Genomic DNA, 17,798 nt, shown 5'->3' on the forward strand with positions numbered 1-17,798 from the left:
CGTACAATATCAGCACATACTGTATCTCATAATCTAGGCCTTCCTGTCCATTTTCTCTATGGCAACATGATAGGCCGGATCTTCTATAATATTCACATCAATTATCTGATCTGCGTTTTTAAGTAATCTGCGGCAATCTTCACTCAGGTGCCTTAAATGTAGTTTTTTGCCTGCCTGGCGATATTTCTCAGTTAGTTTATTCAGTGCTTCAATCCCGGACATGTCGGCAACCCGGCTGTCTTTGAAATCGATTATAATTTCTTTGGGGTCGCTGGCCAGATCAAATTTTTCATTAAAAGCAGCAACTGAACCGAAAAATAGTGGTCCGTAGATTTCGTAATGCTTTACGCCGCTCTCATCCAGATATTTTTTTGCCCGGATTCGTTTTGAACTTTCCCAGGCAAAAACCAGTGCAGAAATAATCACTCCAATAAGTACGGCCAGGGCCAGATTATGTAAGTAAACGGTAATTATCGCTACCAAAATTCCAACAAAAATATCCGGAAGGGGCATTTTATTGATGATTTTAAAACTTACCCACTCAAATGTGCCGATTGCAACCATAATCATTACTCCGGTTAAAGCTGCCATGGGAACCAGTTCTATTACAGGTGCGCCATACAATATAATTAAGAGAATAGTCAGCGAGGCAATTATTCCCGATAGGCGGGCTCTGGCTCCCGCAGAAAGGTTAACTAATGTTTGGGCAATCATCGGGCAGCCGCCCATTCCGGAAAATAAACCATTTAAAATATTCGCACTGCCCTGAGCAATACTTTCCCGGTTTCCGTTTCCCCGGGTTCCGGTAATCTCATCTACCAGATTGAGGGTTAGTAAACCTTCGGTTAAACCTACGCCCGCCATGATCAGAGAATATGGAAAGATAATTTTAAGGGTATCCAGGTTAAACGGAATTTGCGGAACATGAAAAGGAGGGAAGCCCCCGCTGACAGATGCAATGTCCCGGACAAGCCTGGTGTCGATATTAAATCCTAATACAATCAGGAAAATGACAATTATTGCTATTAAAGAAGCAGGAATAGCTTTTGTTAAGCGGGGAACAAATGTAATTATAGCAATTGTTAACGCAGTAAGTCCGGCCATAATCCATAAAGCTTCACCTCTCATCCAGATCGTTTGCCCATTTACAACCGTTTTAAACTGCCCCAGCTGTGACATGAAAATGATCACAGCCAGACCGTTAACAAATCCATACATAACAGACTGCGGAACCAGGCGGATAAACTTTCCCAATCTGAATAATCCGGTCAGGATTTGTAAAACACCCGCCAGGGCGACCGCGGCTAAAACGTATTCAATACCATTTGAATTCATCAAGGCAATTAAAACCACAACGGTTGCGCCGGCGCCTCCGGAAATCAAACCGGGCCGCCCTCCAAAAATAGAGGTAACCAAACCCATAATAAAGGCAGCATATAAACCCATCAGGGGAGGAAAACCGGCCAGAATTGCAAATGATAAAGATTCGGGCATCATCGTCATGGCAACGGTTATTCCTGCAAGAATTTCAGTTTTGTAATTAACTTTTTGAGTGAAATCGAACAGATTAAACCATGACTTTTTCATATAATATCGCGGTATTGGATTAAGAATAGCTGAGAATTCTGGATAACTGCAAAAAAAAGATTCAAATTAGACAACCAGTTTTCATGATGCCTGATATTTTGCAATCAAGCAGATCTATTAAAACAGGATAGTACAAATTCCAAAAATAGCTTTCACAATTTACTTGTATTGTGAAATTAGTACTGGATTTCAGGATCGATGCAAAATCAACTAAGTTTAATCTTTAATCAAACTCCGGATATTTATAAGTTCACCAAATAATACCAGAATGTCATTCTCTTCCAAAACAGTTTGGGCAGTGGCAATACCGGAGGCTTCTTTAGAGAGATTTTTATTTCCATCTATCATATTTTCCTTAATCAGGGTTAAAACCAACACCTTGTAAGAATTTATGAAATCGGCTTTTTCCACAGTTTTGCCAATATATCTTTTTGGAACTTTGGCTTCAACAATACTATATTTTTCACTGATCTTAAAGGAATCAACTACTTCTTCAAGGTCCAGCCGCATTGCCAGCCGCTCGGCAGATTCTTCTTCAGGAAGCACGTATTCCTGTATAGCCATCGCATCCAGAACCGTTTTTTGCAGGTCAGATACCACACGGCCAATAATCCGTTTAACATTCAGCTGTTTTAGCAAAGCGGTGGTTAACAAAGAGGCTGATTCATCCTCGCCAATGGCAACAATCACTGCATCAACATCCTTTAATGGTAAGGAACTCACTGCATCTCTGTCTGTAGAATTCATGCAAATAGTATGCGTAATTCCATCTTTCAGCTGTTCCACTTTCTTCATGCTGTTGTCAACGCCAATCACTTCATGACCCATTTCTGTAAGGCGCACTGCCAGAGCTTCACCAAAATGACCTAAACCAAATACTATAAATTTCATCCTTAATCTTGTTAAACTGCTGTCTTAATACTTGTTAAAATAGTTTTCCTGTTAAAATAACACATGTTCCTCCGGATATTGATAGGGTCGGGGATGAATATTTTTGATTAGTGCGATCAGCAAAGTTAATGTTCCGACTCTTCCAAGAAACATTGTACTTGCAAGTATATACTTTCCTGCTGTGCTGAGAGATGGAGTGATTCCTATACTTAATCCCACGGTACTGTATGCCGAAAAACTTTCAAAAGCCAGGGCAATCAGACCTTTATCCCCGTCGGTTAAGGATAAAAGGAAAATAGATATCCCCAGCCATATTAAAGACAGAGAAATGATTGCAAACGATTTTCTGACCGATTCGTCTGAGATTTCACGCTTATAAATATTTATATTCTGCTGATTTCTGCCGGTATTAATTATGTTAAGCGTGGCTACCGCGATGGTAGAAGTTCGAATTCCTCCTCCTGTAGAACCTGGTGAGGCGCCAATCCACATCAATAACATGACGATCATAATTGCAGGAAACGACATAGCCGTCATGTCTACAGTGTTAAAACCTGCGGTCCGCGGAGTTGAACCGGCAAAAAATGCGGTAACCATTTTCCCGTATAAAGTAGGGTGTTCTGCCAGGGTATTATTATATTCTAAAAAGAAATAGGAAACAAACCCAAACACCAATAATATTAAGGTGGTATAAAAAATCAGTTTAGAATTAAAGGTCATAACCCAGGCTTTGTATTTGATGGCTTTACCATGCCGCACCCGATTATAAAGCAGAACCGCCCATCTTTTTAGGAAAACCTGCACATTTAAAATAATGGCAAATCCCATTCCACCAAGAATAAAAAGGGCAGCAATTATTAATTGTAATGGATAATTAAAGCGGGTACTTTGATCATATAATCCGGCTGAAAGGGTAGAAAACCCGGCATTGCAAAAAGCCGAAATTGAATGAAATACAGAAAAGAATACATGTTCACCGTTAGTGCTGAATTGTTGTGGCGAGGTGCTGGCATATATTAAAATAGCTCCCATAAGCTCAAAGAAGAAAGTCAGCAGGACTATCTTAATCAGTGAGCGAAGTACGTTACTCATGTTCTTCTCACTCATCAGTTCAGAAAACATGATCTGATTTTTGAAAGACGATCGTCCGGTTAAAAAGTATCCAAAGAAACCGGTAAAGGTCATTATTCCCAAACCACCCAGCTGGATAAGAATTAAAATTACGTAATGCCCGAATAAACTTAATTGTTTACTGATGTCAAATACTGCTAATCCTGTTATGCAAACTGCACTGGTTGACATAAAAACCGCATCAGAAAACGCTATTGTACCGCCGCTTGATGCGTAAGGCAGTAACAAAAATCCTGTCCCGATACTTATAAGTAACAGAAAACTAAGCACAAAGAGATAGGTAGGATTAATATAGTATTTGGTGATCATGCAGTTTACCTGAGGATATTTCTTTGGAAAGCCACAAACATAGCAAAAGAATGAACTTTACGCCAACTGGGGCAGATTTAGAATTGCTGATTCTTTCAATCGTTGTTTTAAAATAAGGTCTTATTATCTGTAATGCATTTAATTTTTATGAATGAAGATTGCAGTCATATTTTAAATATGTATTTTGTTAGAGCAAAACCGTAGCGGTTTAAGATTTTTAAATAATATATACAATGAAAAAAATTGCTTGTTTTTGTTTCTTCTTTATTTTCCTCCTTGTAAACAGAGAGGCGAATTCTCAACAGAAAAGTGGAATTATTGATTTCAAAGAAATTCATCGCCCTCAGTTTCATTTTACTCCCGTATCAAAATGGATGAATGATCCAAACGGGATGGTTTTTTATAAAGGAGTTTTTCATTTGTTTTACCAGTATTATCCGGAAGCCAGCGTTTGGGGGCCAATGCATTGGGGACACGCAACCAGTAAAGATTTGATTCACTGGGAACACAAGCCGATTGCATTATTTCCCGATAGTTTAGGGTACATATTTTCTGGCAGTGCGGTGGTTGACGTAAACAATACCACCGGATTTGCAAACAATGGGGAAACCCCCTTAGTGGCCATATTTACACATCATGATCCTGCGGGAGAAAAAGAGAAAAGGATCGATTTTCAGAAACAAAGTTTGGCTTACAGCTTGGATGAGGGTAAAACCTGGGTGAAATATGAAGGAAACCCGGTGATTGAGAATCCGGGGATTATTGATTTTCGTGATCCCAAAGTTATGTGGTACGAAAAAGATAAAAAATGGCTGATGACTTTAGCCACAAAAGACAAGATCACTTTTTATTCTTCCCCCAACCTCAAAACCTGGAAAAAGGAAAGTGATTTTGGAGAAAATGTGGGTGCACATGGAGGGGTCTGGGAATGTCCGGATTTGTTTCAGCTTGAGCTGAACGGAAAATCAGAATGGGTGTTGCTGGTAAGCATTAATCCGGGCGGCCCGAATGGTGGTTCGGCAACCCAGTATTTTACAGGAGATTTTGATGGATCAAAATTTACTCCGCACAGTACAGAAACTAAATGGCTTGATTGGGGTACCGATAATTACGCAGGCGTTACCTGGTCAAATACAGCTAAAAGAAAAATTTTTATTGGATGGATGAGCAATTGGCAGTACGCTAATCTGGTACCAACAGATCCCTGGCGAAGTGCAATGACCATTCCCCGGGAATTAAGTTTAAAGAAGGTGAATAATTCATTTTATCTTGCATCCGCTCCTGTAAAGGAGTTGGATAAAATCGTTTCTTCCGTTATAAAAGTTCCTGCCTCAACGCTACAGGAAAACATGAATTTATCTGAAGTTATAAAAGATTTTAAAGGCCAGTTTCAGTTGAAACTGAGCAGCGATCAACCGGAAGATTTCTCTATCCTTATCGCAAATGATCTTGGTGAAGAACTGATTATTGGTTATGACAAACAAGCCGGCCAGTATTTTATAGACCGGTCCAAAGCTGGGAAAAAAGATTTTGAAGCCGGATTTGCTAAAAAGCATACCGCACCCAGGTTAGCAGCAAGCAATTCAATGGATCTGACGGTGGTTTTTGATGCTGCATCTGTAGAGTTATTTGCTGATAAAGGCTTAACAGTTATGACCGATATTTTTTTTCCTGTACAAACCATGAATAAACTTTTTCTTAAATTTTCTCCGGGAATGAAACCGAACAATCTCAGCCTTTCTAAAATTGAAGGAATCTGGAAGTAAAAAATAATCATCTAACTGAGCATAATTTTTAACATTAAATAAAAAACTCATGGCACAAATTAATCCCTATCTGAATTTTAAAGGCAATTGCGAGGAAGCCTTCAATTTCTACAAATCTGTTTTCGGAACAGAATTTCTTCAGGTAAGCAGGTATAATGAAATGCCGCCATCTGAGGGGCAGCCTGCAATGGAAATAGACGGAGAAAAAATCATGCACATTTCATTGCCCATCAGCAAAGAAACGGTTTTAATGGGCAGTGATGTTGGAGGGGAATGGCTAGAAAAAACTATTGATGGAAATAATATTCACTTATCCGTTAATACAGATAGCGAGGAGGAGGCAAACAAAATTTTTGACGGTTTAAAAGATGGAGGAATTGTCAGTATGCCTTTAGAAAAAACTTTCTGGGGCGCATTATTTGGTATGATGACCGATAAATTCGGGATCAACTGGATGGTAAATTATGATTATCATACTGAAAAGTAGTTACGGTAAACTTCATGCACAAGCCTTATTAAAGGCTTGTGTTTTTATTGGTAGTAGCTAAAGCATCATTCATTATTTCAACATCTTTTCGAAACAAAGACTATTGTTGATTCCGGCATACTGACCATAATTTTGAATAAGCCTGTAACCGTTTTTTTGATAAAGAAGTATCGCTTCCGCTTGTCTTTTTCCGGTTTCTAATATGCATTTTTGGCAGGATAATTCTATGGCCCATTTTTCCAAAGCGTTTAAAATCTGGCCAGCAATTCCCTTACCCCGCTCTCCAGGAGATGTATACATCCGTTTTATTTCCATAATACCCGGGTTATATTCTTTTATTGCTCCGCAAGCTACTGCCTTGCCGTTTTTATAGGCTATCACTACGGATTTTATTTTGTCTATTTTATTAAACTGATCATAAAACGAATGCTCATCGCCATCTTTTTCTGTTAAATACGCATCCAGGTATTTTACCAGTTCAATAAAATCTGGATTGCTGGAATCGGTTCTGATTATTTTAAGCATATAATGGTTTTTACACAGAATTAGTGTGGCCCGGAAGAAAACAAAATATATAAAATTTAGCTGCTTTAAGCAGGAATATGACCAGGTTTGGTATTGCGAATCATCAGGTACATAAATGCAATAATAGTAATTGCAGAGCAAAGGTAAAAGGTTATTGGGATCATCGAAATATCATCTATGAAAAGCCATCCGGCTAATAAAGCTCCTATGCCAATTCCTGCTTCCAGCGCTATATACATTGTGGCAACTGCTTTTCCGCGATGCTTTGGATCACTCAAATCAATAGTCCATGCATTTGCGGTGGGCGACAGCATGCCGGTAGCTACTCCGTATAATGCGGATGCAGCCATTAAAGTAAAAGAGGAATTTGCAAGTCCGATTAAGGATAATGAAACTGCCAGAAGACCCAGCGAGATTTTTAAAATCAGTATTCTGCCGTACCGGTCAGATGCTTTTCCGGCAACAAACCTGATCAATAGTGAGGATAACGTAAAAACCATAAAGAACATCCCCTTATTACTGGTCCCCAGAAATTTACTCCAATCTCCAATAACGGTCAGGATTACACCATAGCTGATATAACTCAGAAAAGTAATCATAGCGGCAGGTATTACTCTCCATTCAATGATATCTTTTCTGTTAATTTTTAAATGAGAAAAACGGAAGGATTGATTTTCCTTTAGCGTTTCCTTCATATTTGCCAGTATTATGATGGATAGCAATGCAAATATAGAAGAGCAGTAAAATAATATATTAATGGAGAAGTGGTCTGTAATAGTACTTCCAATGGCCGGACCGATTGCCAGACCCGTACTAAAACATACACCGTGAACACCCATTGCTTCTCCCCACCGGTTTTCTGGCACCAGATCAGCAACGTAAGCCGCAGTAGCTGTTGGTTTAAAACCTGTTGAAAAACCATGTATCAATCTGAGAAATAAAAACCCGGCCACTGTGGTTAATACCGGATACAGAAAGCCGCAGATAAAACAAACGATAGACCCCACAGCCATAACGGGTATTCTGCCAATTGTATCGGTAAGCATCCCGCTAAAGGGTCTTGAAAACCCGGCTGTAAGTGTAAACAAAGCAATGATAAGCCCCTTGTAAGAGGCGCCGCCCATAGAACTCAGGTAAGCCGGCAACTCCGGAATCAGCATATTAAAACTTGCCGAAAACAGGAAAGAACTCAGACAAACAAGTCCAAACTGAAAAGTATAAATGTTGCCTGAATCTTTAGAATTGGTCATTAATTGATCCGTTTAAGATAGATGAGAAACGGTTTGCAATATTATTGTTAATTCAGGTAAAGGGAGAAAGTTTTCCTTTCTTTTAAAAAGAAGTTCATTGACAGGATGAAAATGCCTGATTCTGTTTAATAATATGAATTTTAATCCGGATGGTGCAGCGTTGGAATTTTTCTTAAGTGTAAATATTATATCGACATCGGGCAGAAATATATTAATTATTGATATTCTTACAGAAGTAATTTACGAAAGTTGATTATTAACCTTTATAAAGCGTAGAATTTTAAAAACTGATATGAACACCAAAATCTTAATGTCTGCAAGTGCGGTGGTCTTAGGCCTGGCGGGCATATTCCTTTCTTTTTTTCCTCTCGAGGTTTCTGCTCATTTGGGATTGAATCAATCTGCAGTAATAGTTCTCCAGATTTTAGGGTCGCTTTACCTTGGGTTTGCCATGCTAAACTGGACTGCTAAAGCAAATTTAATAGGAGGAATTTACAGCAGGCCGGTGGCAATTGGAAACTTTACACATTTTATGATAAGTGCAATAGCTCTGATTAAAATCTCATTTATCGGATCGGGGTTCACTTATATCTGGATTGCAGCATTACTTTATTCCATTTTTGCAATTCTTTTCGCATACGTACTTTTTACACATCCCGGCCCGGGAAAATAACCCTGATCAGAAAATCTTTCAGAAAATATCTGCTGAACTACTATTGACCAATTCAAAAAACATTTTAAAAATGACTCACACCTTCCTGCCTAATCAGTTAAAATCCAAATGCCTGCTGATACTTCTTTTGTTTGTGGTTACTGCCGGTTACGGATTTCAATCTGATGACCCGCTGTTAAAAAAAATGGCTCAGTTTAAGGATCTGCTGGAAAAAAACCAGGTTGAAAAAATTCATATACATACCAATCAGCCTTTTTACAATACTCCGGATACGATATGGTTCAAGTCATATATTGTAAACTCTTTCTACAACCGGCCTTCCGCGGCAAGCAAAATACTGAATGTCGATTTACTGAATAGTAGCGGAGCGGTGGTTTACCGCACAAAACTAAAATCAGAAGCAGGATTGGCATGGGGAAATATTCCGGTTACAGACAGCATCATGCCGGGCATGTATTATTTACGGGCATATACACCCGGTATGAAAAATTTCGGTCAGGCTTTCTATTATGAACGCAGTATCCGGATTAAAAATAATACCGAAAAGGCTGCTGTTATTTCTGCCGCAGCGGCTAACAGTATTCAGTTTTTTCCCGAAGGAGGAGATTTGGTTTCAGGTATCCGCTCTAAAGTAGCATTCAAATCAATTGCTAAAAATGGTTTTGGTATTGATGCAAGCGGGAGCATTGTAGATGATGCCGGCGAATTAATTGCAGAATTCAACTCAGAACATCTGGGAATGGGTGTTTTTGCCTTCACTCCCCAGCCCGGAAAAACTTATACCGCCCGAGTAAAATTTAAAGATGGATCTGAATTGCAGGAAAAAATTCCGGCCGCTAAATCTCAGGGATATACCATTTCGGTAACGGGTTTAGCAGATAGTGTACGTGTGCGGGTTGGAGTGAGTCCCGGTTTAAAGGAAACGGGTATACTTACACTGATTGCCTCGCAGGACGGAATAAGTAAATATGTGTCGCAGTTTAGCGTAAACAATCAGGCACAAAATACAGTTTGGATATCAAAAGACCTGCTCAGCAGTGGCACTGCTCAGTTTACCCTCTTTGATCCGGAAAAGAATCCGGTTTCCGAGCGCCTAATTTTTGTCAATAAATATGAAGAACTGCTTATTCTGGCAGATATTAAACCGAAGTTTAATAAAAGAGAAGCCGTAAATTTTGTTTTGTACATGAAGAATAAGGCTGGTCAGCCCGAGATCGGAAATCTCTCTGTTTCGGTGTATAATGAAAGTGAACTTAGCGGAAATGATAATGATGAGGTCAGCATATTTTCTGATCTGCTGCTCAGCTCAGATTTAAAAGGTTTTATAGAATCACCTAATTATTACTTTAACGATTTTAAGGATGAGAACAGGGCCCGTCATCTCGACCATCTTTTACTTACTCAGGGTTGGCGCAAATTTTCATGGAAGAATGTTCTCTCTAAAAGATTTCCGGAAATTAAGGAAAACCGGGAGGAGGGTATTGAATTGTCCGGAAAAATGACCCTGCCTTCGGGCAAACCCTTTGCTTTGGGTGAAGTAACTCTTTTTAAAGGGGGATTCCCTTCTACCATTCTTCAGAGCAAAACAGACGAAAACGGATATTTTAAATTTCCTGATATGAATGTGACAGATACCGCCCGCTTTGTTATTTCATCTATAAGTGCCGGTTTCCGCAAAAACATGAAAATTGAACTGTTTAATCAGGAAGATCAAAAAGCTGTTCTGAATAATTTTACATCATTTAAAATTGCCGGACAGGAGAAAAGTTTACCTGAGAATGCCCGCTTAAATGAACTTCAATACCGCAATAATGGTATTTTATTAAATGCTGTATCGGTAACGGCTAAAAAGATTCCGAAGGTACTTATTTCCGCAAATCTCAATGGGGCCGGCAGGGCCGATGCGGTGCTTACCGCCGCAGATCTGCTTAATCAGCATGATTTGTCCGTGTTTTTATCCAATCGCGTAAACGGGTTAAAGCTCGCCAATGGTAAAATATATAATCGCGATACGCCTGAAAGCGGAATGTTTGAAGGGCCGCAACCGATGCTTGTGATATTGGATGGGATAAGTTTAACGCAGGAATATTTTGACTTAAGTTCTGTCAATGCAGATGGAATTCAAAGTGTGGAAGTATTAAAAGGTGCCGCAACAACCGGACTCTATGGAATTGAGGGTTCATACGGAGTTTTGGTCATCACCTCTAAAACGGGAAGTGACCGGTATGGAAATACATTGAACGCCAGAACACCCGGGATGCTGCCGGTTACGGTAATCGGATATCAGCGAAACCGTGAGTTTTATTCTCCCAGATATGATTTGCAGAATGCCCCAACTTCCGGAAATGCAGATTTGCGTAAAGCAGTCTACTGGAATCCGAACGTTTCGGTTGGCATTAAAGATCAAACGGAAATAAAGTATTTTAACTCAGATTATATCGGAACTCACAAAATAGTTATAGAAGGCATCAATGCCGATGGGCAGATCGGAAGGTTCGTTTTCCGATATGAAGTGAAGTAGTATTTAATTTATATTATTCCTGACCTTTGTAATCTTATACCTTAAAAATTCAGGTATTTAGAAGTTTAAAAGCAATAAAATGATGAGAATTGTAAAAACCATTCACAAAGCAGAATATGCTCCGATTGCAGATTTGCTGACTTATAGAGCACTTCCAACCCAATCGGTTGAACAGATAGATCCTTTCCTGTTTTTAAACCATCACGGATTCCAGATTTATCCTGAAAATAACACAGGACTGCCTTTTGGCCCTCATCCGCACCGCGGCTTTGAAACAGTTACATTTATTCTGAAAGGAGATCTTTCTCATAAGGATAGCAGCGGAGCAGAAAGTGTTATAAATGAGGGCGGAGTTCAATGGATGACCGCAGGCAGAGGCCTTATTCATGCCGAAATCTCATCGGATGAATTTTTGAAAAAAGGAGGTGAGCTTGAGATATTGCAATTATGGGTAAATCTTCCGGCAAAATTTAAAATGGTTGAGCCTTCATATACAGGCCTTCAAAAAGAGAATATTCCGGTTGCGGAAGTTGACAATGGCCGCGTACGTATTCAGGCAGTTTCAGGAAACTGGGAAGAAACAGAGGGTGCTTTCCAGCCAATGGCAGACATCCGGCTGGCAACCATTTATTTTGCGTCGGGCGGAAAGTACCAGGTTTCCATTTCGGCAGACAGAAATATTTTTTTCTATGTTGTTAAAGGCACTGTGAACGTAAACGGACAGACAGCAAAAATCCATGAACTGGTGGAATTTACTAATACAGGAGATGATCTGATCATAGAAGCTATTGAAGAGAGTATTATTTTGCTGGGACATGCGCTGCCTTTTAATGAACCGGTTGTGGCTCAGGGTCCTTTTGTAATGAATACAGAACTGGAGATCAGGCAGGCCTACCAGGATTATCAGCAGGGAAAGTTTGGCTCCTGGAAAGGATAATGGGAAACTGATTTCTTTCAGGCCTTTTAATGATTAAAATTAATTATTCGCTCACAAACAGTTTTTTTAATTGTACTATCAGTAGAATAATTAAAAATGGAGGTTAATATGGATCAACTCATTAAAATGGTTTCAGAAAAAACAGGTATTTCTGAGTCGCAGGCAACAACAGCAGTTCAAACGGTAGTATCTTTTTTGAAGGATAAAATGCCGGCAGGCATGGGTTCTCAATTAGATTCTTTAATTAAAGGAGACTCTGCAGCAGATCTGACCGGTGGTCTGAAAGACAAAATCGGCGGTATGTTTGGAAAGTAATTTGTCATCAAAAGATCGTCATAATTGACTTTTGGCGGTCTTTTTTTGCATTCAGAGATAATGTTTCAGATAGAATTTTTGATTGCCTTCTTTTTAGATTTTATAAAAATCTTACCCATTATAAAAAACAACGCTATTTCTGTTAACACAATCAGCAGATAATGAAAAGAGCTAACCGCATAATCTCCGGTTAGCCAGAAATAGGAAATCATGGAAGAGGCGGCAATAATTGATACGAAAGCAATGCCCCATTTAAATGCTTCCATTATAAGATAGGCGGTGTGAGTAGCAGGGCTTGATATAGCGGGTTCGGGCTTTATTTTCCTTAAAATGTAGACGTTTTCAATAATATCGCAAAGCCATGGAATCAGTTGGATCCAGGCCAAAACCTGAAACAAAATGATCCCGAAAGGGTAATCCATTTTTGATGATACCAGCATACAGAGTATAAAGATAGCCCCGTATGCAAAGGGCATAAACAAAAAATCTAAATACAAATGCGATTTTAAAGCACTAACTGCATTTTTAGAAATCGATCCCGGCAATTGATAGAGCCCCTTAAGGGTATTTACCAGTTCATTGGGCGTTGCCGGAAGTTCCAGATCCATAATATTAAATCTTTTTATAACCACATCTTTGGTATAAAAATGAAGGCTTTTTAACTTCATTACAAAACTTAAAAGAAGTATTACTCCAAAAAATATACTGAAAGTGGTCCAGCTGATAATGAATGTCCACATGTTTATTGATTTTCAGCGTTTCCGCTATGTAGTTGCTCTTCAATTATTTTCAGTTTCATTTCTATGCGATCTGTTTTATATTCCTGCCAGTTAAACTGCATGAGAAACTCTGTTGCAGCTTGGGCACCCTTATTAAACATATCTATTTTGTCTTTATCGCTCAAAAAGAAATTGAGCCAGTTATAGCCTTGTAATGGAATAGTTCCAATTCCTTTTTTGAATATTTTATTCTTGATCAAAAAGTCTTTATCGTAATAAAATCTGATGGTATTAAAAATTCTGCCGAAGTATCCGGTCATGCTCCACATTTTTGAATTTTTCCCTGCGTCATCAGGTACACTATCGTCAAGGTCGATACCAAATGATGGAAGTCTGGGTGTATCCACTTTTGGATTATAAAACAGATTTATCGGGAAATTGGATAAAATCCCGCCGTCGACAAACCGGGCAGAGGAGGGAGGATCTGTTTCTCCGAATTTATCCAGCCAGATCTGTTTTATTTCTTCATCTGTACAAGGAATATCTTCAATAAAATAAGATTCAAAAAAAACCGGGATAGACATAGATGCCCTGATAAAACCTGCCGGTTGTAAATCGTCCATGTTTTTCCTGAAAAGCTTCCACATTTCTGGAAACTGAATTTTATTTTGAGAGACTAATTCGGAGCATATAAAAGTAACGTCTCCGTCAAGTCCCTTCAGTTCCTCTGAATTGGCTACCCGTAAATGAAGACCCGGAACCGGTGCAGATGCTTTGCTCATCAGGTCTGAAACTGTAATTACATTATTTTCATGCAGCTTTTCTTTAATCCAGTCATAAAAAAAATCTCCCGGGTTGATACCGAACCCCGAGTTTTTTAGTCGCTTGAGTAAGGTGGATACATAGGCTATTAAGACCGCGATAAATAATAAGCATAATCCTGTAAGTCCGAAAAAGACTTTTGTGAAAATGGAAATCCAGCTTATGGCGTTTTGCAATCCAAGAAAAATGAAATCTCCTGCAAGCAAAATTACCAGTGTAAATATAATTGCGGAAAAGAACCTTTTAACTTTTACCCCAAAATCCTGGTGGGTTATGAATTTACTTATCACCCAGCGGGCAAAGGGATGACCATCTACAAAATCAATAAATTTGAGCTTACAAATAGCGTCTAATACATATTCTGATTTTGCATCCTGCTTGGTTCCTGCGGCTACCATCAATGCGGTATTGATGGCTCCTGCGCTGGTACCCGCAAGGCGAATAAAGCGAATATTCATTTTTTCAAGGATATACGTATATCCAACCAATGCAACACCCAGAACACCTCCGCCTTTCTGAACCAGATTGACATATTGGTGGCCTGCATTGTCAAGCACGTCTGAAACTACCAGCGGATTTTTCCCTTCCGGAAATTCTTCCTGAAGATCTTTAAGGCATTTTTTGACAACCTCGTTTTCTGTAAATTTGTCAACGGTAAGCCCTGCCATATAATTTGATTGGTTTAAAAATTAAGTGTATCGGTTCCTTCAGCTCATCAGGAAACAGAAATCTAAAATGTCTTTTTTGTTTTTCAGGAATTGAAAGTTTTTACAGCAATGAAACTGCAAAAACTCAATAGCTATTAAATATAAAAAGTAAAGAGGTGCTGATGCAAATCAATTTATCAGGCAATTTTTTATACATCTTTTTGAATTTTTGCAGCATTACTATAATTTTTGATGATTGTACTGTTTAATAAAAATGCTAGCTCCGGCACCATTTACAATAATGCTGATACAGCTATTTTATGATTGAAAATCCAATTATATTTGTATTAATTTAAGTCTGATTAACTCTGAATGGGGATATAGATCAGGTGAATTCTTTCATGATCCTGGTATTAAATTCATGAAAATCAATTGCCATGCTTAAACCTGCGGCACCCTATGATTTTAAAATAAATATTTCAGCAAGCAATACAATAAGTACACTTCCGGGCTTGCAAAATATTTCAGGTCTGCCTGATATATTAAAGGAGAAGTTAATTACTATACTTATTCTACTAACTGTTTTTATCTTTTTTAACAGATACGCAAGGGGAAGTACTTCTGATTCAGTGACCCTTAAAAAGAAATATTTTACCGCAGCATTTAAAGCTGAAATAACTCTGGATGGAATTCCCGATGAGGAAGCCTGGAATTCTGTAAACTGGGGTGGAGATTTCATCCAGCTTCAACCCAATGAGGGAAAAGCGCCGTCACAGCCCACTCGTTTTAAGATTATTTACGATGAGAAATATTTATATATAGCTTATGACTGCCATGACCGGGCAACGGATTCTATTATCAAACATATGGGGCGCCGGGATGAATTTCCGGGAGATTGGGTTGAAGTAAATATCGACAGCTATCATGATCTTCGCACCGCATTTTCTTTTACACTTTCCGTTTCCGGGGTACGCGGTGATGAATTGGTTTCCAATAACGGGAATAACTGGGATGCCAGCTGGAATCCGATATGGTTTGGTAAAAGCCATATTAATTCCAGCGGCTGGACCGCCGAAATAAAAATTCCCCTGAGTCAGCTTAGATATGGGAATGAGCATAATAAAGTATGGGGGATCCAGTTTACAAGGCGTTTGTTCAGAAAGGAAGAACGGTCTGTTTGGCAATATATTCCGCAAAATTCGGGTGTGTGGGTCAGCGCTTTCGGCGAACTTCATGGAATACAAGGCATACCTGTACACCGGCAGATTGAACTGGCCCCATACATTACTTCGCAGGCTGATACGTATAAAAAAGAACCTGGCAATCCTTTTGCCACAGGCCGTGATGTTAAGCTAAGCGGAGGGCTGGATGGGAAGTTGGCGGTCACTAATAACCTGATACTTGATTTTACCATTAATCCTGATTTTGGACAGGTAGAAGCAGACCCTTCCCAGGTTCGCATAGATGGCTTCCAGAATTTCTTTCAGGAACAAAGACCTTTCTTCATAGAGAGCAGAAATATTTTTGATTATCAACTCACAGGCTCAGAGGCGGGTGGAGACTATGACAGTGATCTGTTATTTTATTCCCGGCGTATTGGGAGTTCGCCCCATAAATATCCCGCAGTTGACACGGGAGAATTTGTTTCTGTACCTCAAAATACCTCTATTCTGGGAGCGGCAAAATTTAGCGGAAAAACGAAAAACGGGTGGAGTATAGGGATTCTGGAAAGTATTACTCAAAGAGAAATGGCAACTATCGATGTGGCAGGTCAAAGGCGTAAAGAATTGGTTGAGCCGTTAAGTAATTATTTTGTGGGCCGTATGCAAAAGGACTTTGATGGCGGCAACACCATTATAGGCGGAATTATAACAGCTGTAAACCGCGAAGGAGGATTACAGGAAATGCTGCACCGGAATGCCTGGACCGGCGGATTTGACTTTTTGCATTACTGGAAAAATCGTACCTGGTATATCCGTGGAAATATGGTGTTAAGCCATGTTCGTGGATCAAAAGAAGCCATTTTGCTTACACAGACCGGGTTTGAACATCTCTTTCAGCGTGCCGGAGCAAGTGAATTATCAATAGACAGCAACCGCACCTCATTGAGTGGCATGGGCAGTACCATCAGGTTTGGTAAAATCGGAGGGAAGTCCGGTAAAAAAGGTCAGGTATTTAAATTTGAAACAGGGTTTACAACCCGTTCTCCCGGCCTGGAATTAAATGATCTGGGTTTTATGCTTACATCAAATGAAATTAATCACTTTACCTGGGCTGGTTTGCATTTTCAGAAACCCTTTTCATTTTTCAGAAATGCCCGCTTAAATTACAATCACTGGTCACGCTGGGATTATGGCGGAAAGTTTATCTATCAGGCATTTAATTTTAATTCGCATGCAACCTTTAAAAATAACTGGCAGTCGGGAACAGGCTTAACCTGGAATCCGTATGATATTTCGAATAATGCATTAAGAGGAGCATCTGCCATCAGGCGCCCCGCCGGCATAGGTCATAATTTTTATATAGCAACTGATAACAGAAAGAAGGTAAACGGAGTTTTGGAAATGTCTAATTCCTGGGGTTTTCAAAATACTGTAAAAGGAAAGGATTACGGATTATCCGTATCATTTCAACCTCTAAATGCGCTTAGAATCAGCCTTAGCGCAAATTATTCAGATTATTGGCGAAGGCAGGATCAGTTTATAAGCAATACCAGCCGGGCTAATCAGCAAAGAACTATAGTTGGAGAAGTGTCTCAGAAAACGTTACGGTATACCGGCAGATTAAGCTATAATATTACTCCGGATCTGACACTTCAGTATTATGGTCAGCCATTTATTACCCGTCCCTTGTATACTAAGTTCGCCTATGTTGCTGATCCATTAGCCAAAAAATATGACGATCGTTTTCGGGCTTTCAATTCATCTGAAATCAGTTTTAATAATGGCCTGTACTACGTGGATGATGATGCAGATGGCCTGACAGATTATAGTTTTAGTAAGCCTGATTTTAATTTTGTTCAGTTCAGATCAAATCTGATCATGAGATGGGAATACAAAGCAGGTTCGGAATTATATCTGGTTTGGGCTCAGGGAAATACACCCGATGTTGCCTCGGATCTGGCTACCCCTCTGACAGAAAGTCTATGGAAAAACGCTTTTGCAGATCAGTCTAGGAATTCTTTATTAATAAAACTAACCTATCGCTTTTTAAAATAG

The 17,798-nt window shown here is 39.3% G+C and carries 14 protein-coding genes; 7 read left to right on the top strand and 7 right to left on the bottom strand.

The features are described 5' to 3' along the window. Positions 1-33: 33 nt before the first annotated feature. The 3 genes from G521_RS0113405 to G521_RS17280 form a co-directional block, all read right to left on the bottom strand. Entirely contained in the window at positions 34-1,587 is a 1,554-nt protein-coding gene (locus G521_RS0113405) for a SulP family inorganic anion transporter (protein WP_026898979.1), read from the bottom strand. 216 nt (positions 1,588-1,803) lie between these two features. Continuing rightward, on the bottom strand, positions 1,804-2,478 hold the full coding sequence (locus G521_RS0113410) for a potassium channel family protein (RefSeq protein ID WP_026898980.1): 675 nt from the start codon (positions 2,476-2,478) through the stop codon (positions 1,804-1,806). A gap of 51 nt (positions 2,479-2,529) precedes the next feature. After that, on the bottom strand, positions 2,530-3,918 hold the full coding sequence (locus tag G521_RS17280) for a TrkH family potassium uptake protein (protein WP_051189757.1): 1,389 nt from the start codon (positions 3,916-3,918) through the stop codon (positions 2,530-2,532). Between the two features lie 233 nt (positions 3,919-4,151). On the opposite strand from G521_RS17280, the gene G521_RS0113420 reads away from it, so the two are divergent. Both G521_RS0113420 and G521_RS0113425 read left to right on the top strand, forming a co-directional pair. Further along, positions 4,152-5,684 (top strand): glycoside hydrolase family 32 protein, encoded by a 1,533-nt coding sequence (locus G521_RS0113420; RefSeq protein WP_026898981.1) that lies wholly within the window; start codon positions 4,152-4,154, stop codon positions 5,682-5,684. A gap of 49 nt (positions 5,685-5,733) precedes the next feature. Then, positions 5,734-6,171 (top strand): VOC family protein, encoded by a 438-nt coding sequence (locus G521_RS0113425; RefSeq protein ID WP_026898982.1) that lies wholly within the window; start codon positions 5,734-5,736, stop codon positions 6,169-6,171. A gap of 72 nt (positions 6,172-6,243) precedes the next feature. Here the strand turns inward: G521_RS0113425 and G521_RS0113430 are convergent, their stop codons facing one another. Next, complete coding sequence (locus G521_RS0113430) at positions 6,244-6,696, bottom strand: GNAT family N-acetyltransferase (RefSeq protein ID WP_026898983.1); 453 nt, start codon at positions 6,694-6,696, stop codon at positions 6,244-6,246. Positions 6,697-6,761: 65 nt separating this feature from the next. After that, a complete protein-coding gene (locus G521_RS0113435) occupies positions 6,762-7,946 on the bottom strand; it encodes an MFS transporter (protein WP_026898984.1) in 1,185 nt (394 codons plus the stop codon). 292 nt (positions 7,947-8,238) lie between these two features. Here G521_RS0113435 and G521_RS0113445 point away from each other — a divergent pair, with 292 nt between their 5' ends. The 4 genes from G521_RS0113445 (at position 8,239) to G521_RS0113460 (ending at position 12,392) form a co-directional block, all read left to right on the top strand. After that, positions 8,239-8,619, top strand: coding sequence for a hypothetical protein (locus tag G521_RS0113445; protein WP_026898985.1), 381 nt, complete (start codon positions 8,239-8,241; stop codon positions 8,617-8,619). Between the two features lie 70 nt (positions 8,620-8,689). After that, complete coding sequence (locus G521_RS0113450) at positions 8,690-11,140, top strand: TonB-dependent receptor (protein WP_026898986.1); 2,451 nt, start codon at positions 8,690-8,692, stop codon at positions 11,138-11,140. 79 nt (positions 11,141-11,219) lie between these two features. Further along, positions 11,220-12,077 carry a pirin family protein gene (locus G521_RS0113455; RefSeq protein WP_245580872.1) on the top strand — a complete coding sequence of 286 codons (858 nt, stop codon included), beginning with the start codon at positions 11,220-11,222 and terminating at the stop codon, positions 12,075-12,077. Between the two features lie 108 nt (positions 12,078-12,185). Next, entirely contained in the window at positions 12,186-12,392 is a 207-nt protein-coding gene (locus tag G521_RS0113460; protein WP_026898988.1) for a hypothetical protein, read from the top strand. A 65-nt stretch (positions 12,393-12,457) separates the two neighbouring features. Here the strand turns inward: G521_RS0113460 and G521_RS0113465 are convergent, their stop codons facing one another. Next, positions 12,458-13,132, bottom strand: coding sequence for a hypothetical protein (locus G521_RS0113465; protein WP_026898989.1), 675 nt, complete (start codon positions 13,130-13,132; stop codon positions 12,458-12,460). A 2-nt stretch (positions 13,133-13,134) separates the two neighbouring features. Beyond that, positions 13,135-14,601 carry a patatin-like phospholipase family protein gene (locus G521_RS0113470; protein ID WP_026898990.1) on the bottom strand — a complete coding sequence of 489 codons (1,467 nt, stop codon included), beginning with the start codon at positions 14,599-14,601 and terminating at the stop codon, positions 13,135-13,137. 416 nt (positions 14,602-15,017) lie between these two features. Here G521_RS0113470 and G521_RS0113475 point away from each other — a divergent pair, with 416 nt between their 5' ends. Then, complete coding sequence (locus G521_RS0113475; protein ID WP_081675087.1) at positions 15,018-17,798, top strand: DUF5916 domain-containing protein; 2,781 nt, start codon at positions 15,018-15,020, stop codon at positions 17,796-17,798.

This window comes from Daejeonella oryzae DSM 19973, from assembly GCF_000422945.1.
In the GTDB taxonomy this organism is placed as follows: Bacteria; Bacteroidota; Bacteroidia; order Sphingobacteriales; family Sphingobacteriaceae; genus Daejeonella; species Daejeonella oryzae.

Coding starts and splice junctions, on each gene's coding strand:
- G521_RS0113405 (WP_026898979.1), bottom strand. CDS start 1,587: ATGAAAAAGTCATGGTTTAATCTGTTCGATTTCACTCAAAAAGTTAAT.
- G521_RS0113410 (WP_026898980.1), bottom strand. CDS start 2,478: ATGAAATTTATAGTATTTGGTTTAGGTCATTTTGGTGAAGCTCTGGCA.
- G521_RS17280 (WP_051189757.1), bottom strand. CDS start 3,918: ATGATCACCAAATACTATATTAATCCTACCTATCTCTTTGTGCTTAGT.
- G521_RS0113420 (WP_026898981.1), top strand. CDS start 4,152: ATGAAAAAAATTGCTTGTTTTTGTTTCTTCTTTATTTTCCTCCTTGTA.
- G521_RS0113425 (WP_026898982.1), top strand. CDS start 5,734: ATGGCACAAATTAATCCCTATCTGAATTTTAAAGGCAATTGCGAGGAA.
- G521_RS0113430 (WP_026898983.1), bottom strand. CDS start 6,696: ATGCTTAAAATAATCAGAACCGATTCCAGCAATCCAGATTTTATTGAA.
- G521_RS0113435 (WP_026898984.1), bottom strand. CDS start 7,946: ATGACCAATTCTAAAGATTCAGGCAACATTTATACTTTTCAGTTTGGA.
- G521_RS0113445 (WP_026898985.1), top strand. CDS start 8,239: ATGAACACCAAAATCTTAATGTCTGCAAGTGCGGTGGTCTTAGGCCTG.
- G521_RS0113450 (WP_026898986.1), top strand. CDS start 8,690: ATGACTCACACCTTCCTGCCTAATCAGTTAAAATCCAAATGCCTGCTG.
- G521_RS0113455 (WP_245580872.1), top strand. CDS start 11,220: ATGATGAGAATTGTAAAAACCATTCACAAAGCAGAATATGCTCCGATT.
- G521_RS0113460 (WP_026898988.1), top strand. CDS start 12,186: ATGGATCAACTCATTAAAATGGTTTCAGAAAAAACAGGTATTTCTGAG.
- G521_RS0113465 (WP_026898989.1), bottom strand. CDS start 13,132: ATGTGGACATTCATTATCAGCTGGACCACTTTCAGTATATTTTTTGGA.
- G521_RS0113470 (WP_026898990.1), bottom strand. CDS start 14,601: ATGGCAGGGCTTACCGTTGACAAATTTACAGAAAACGAGGTTGTCAAA.
- G521_RS0113475 (WP_081675087.1), top strand. CDS start 15,018: ATGCTTAAACCTGCGGCACCCTATGATTTTAAAATAAATATTTCAGCA.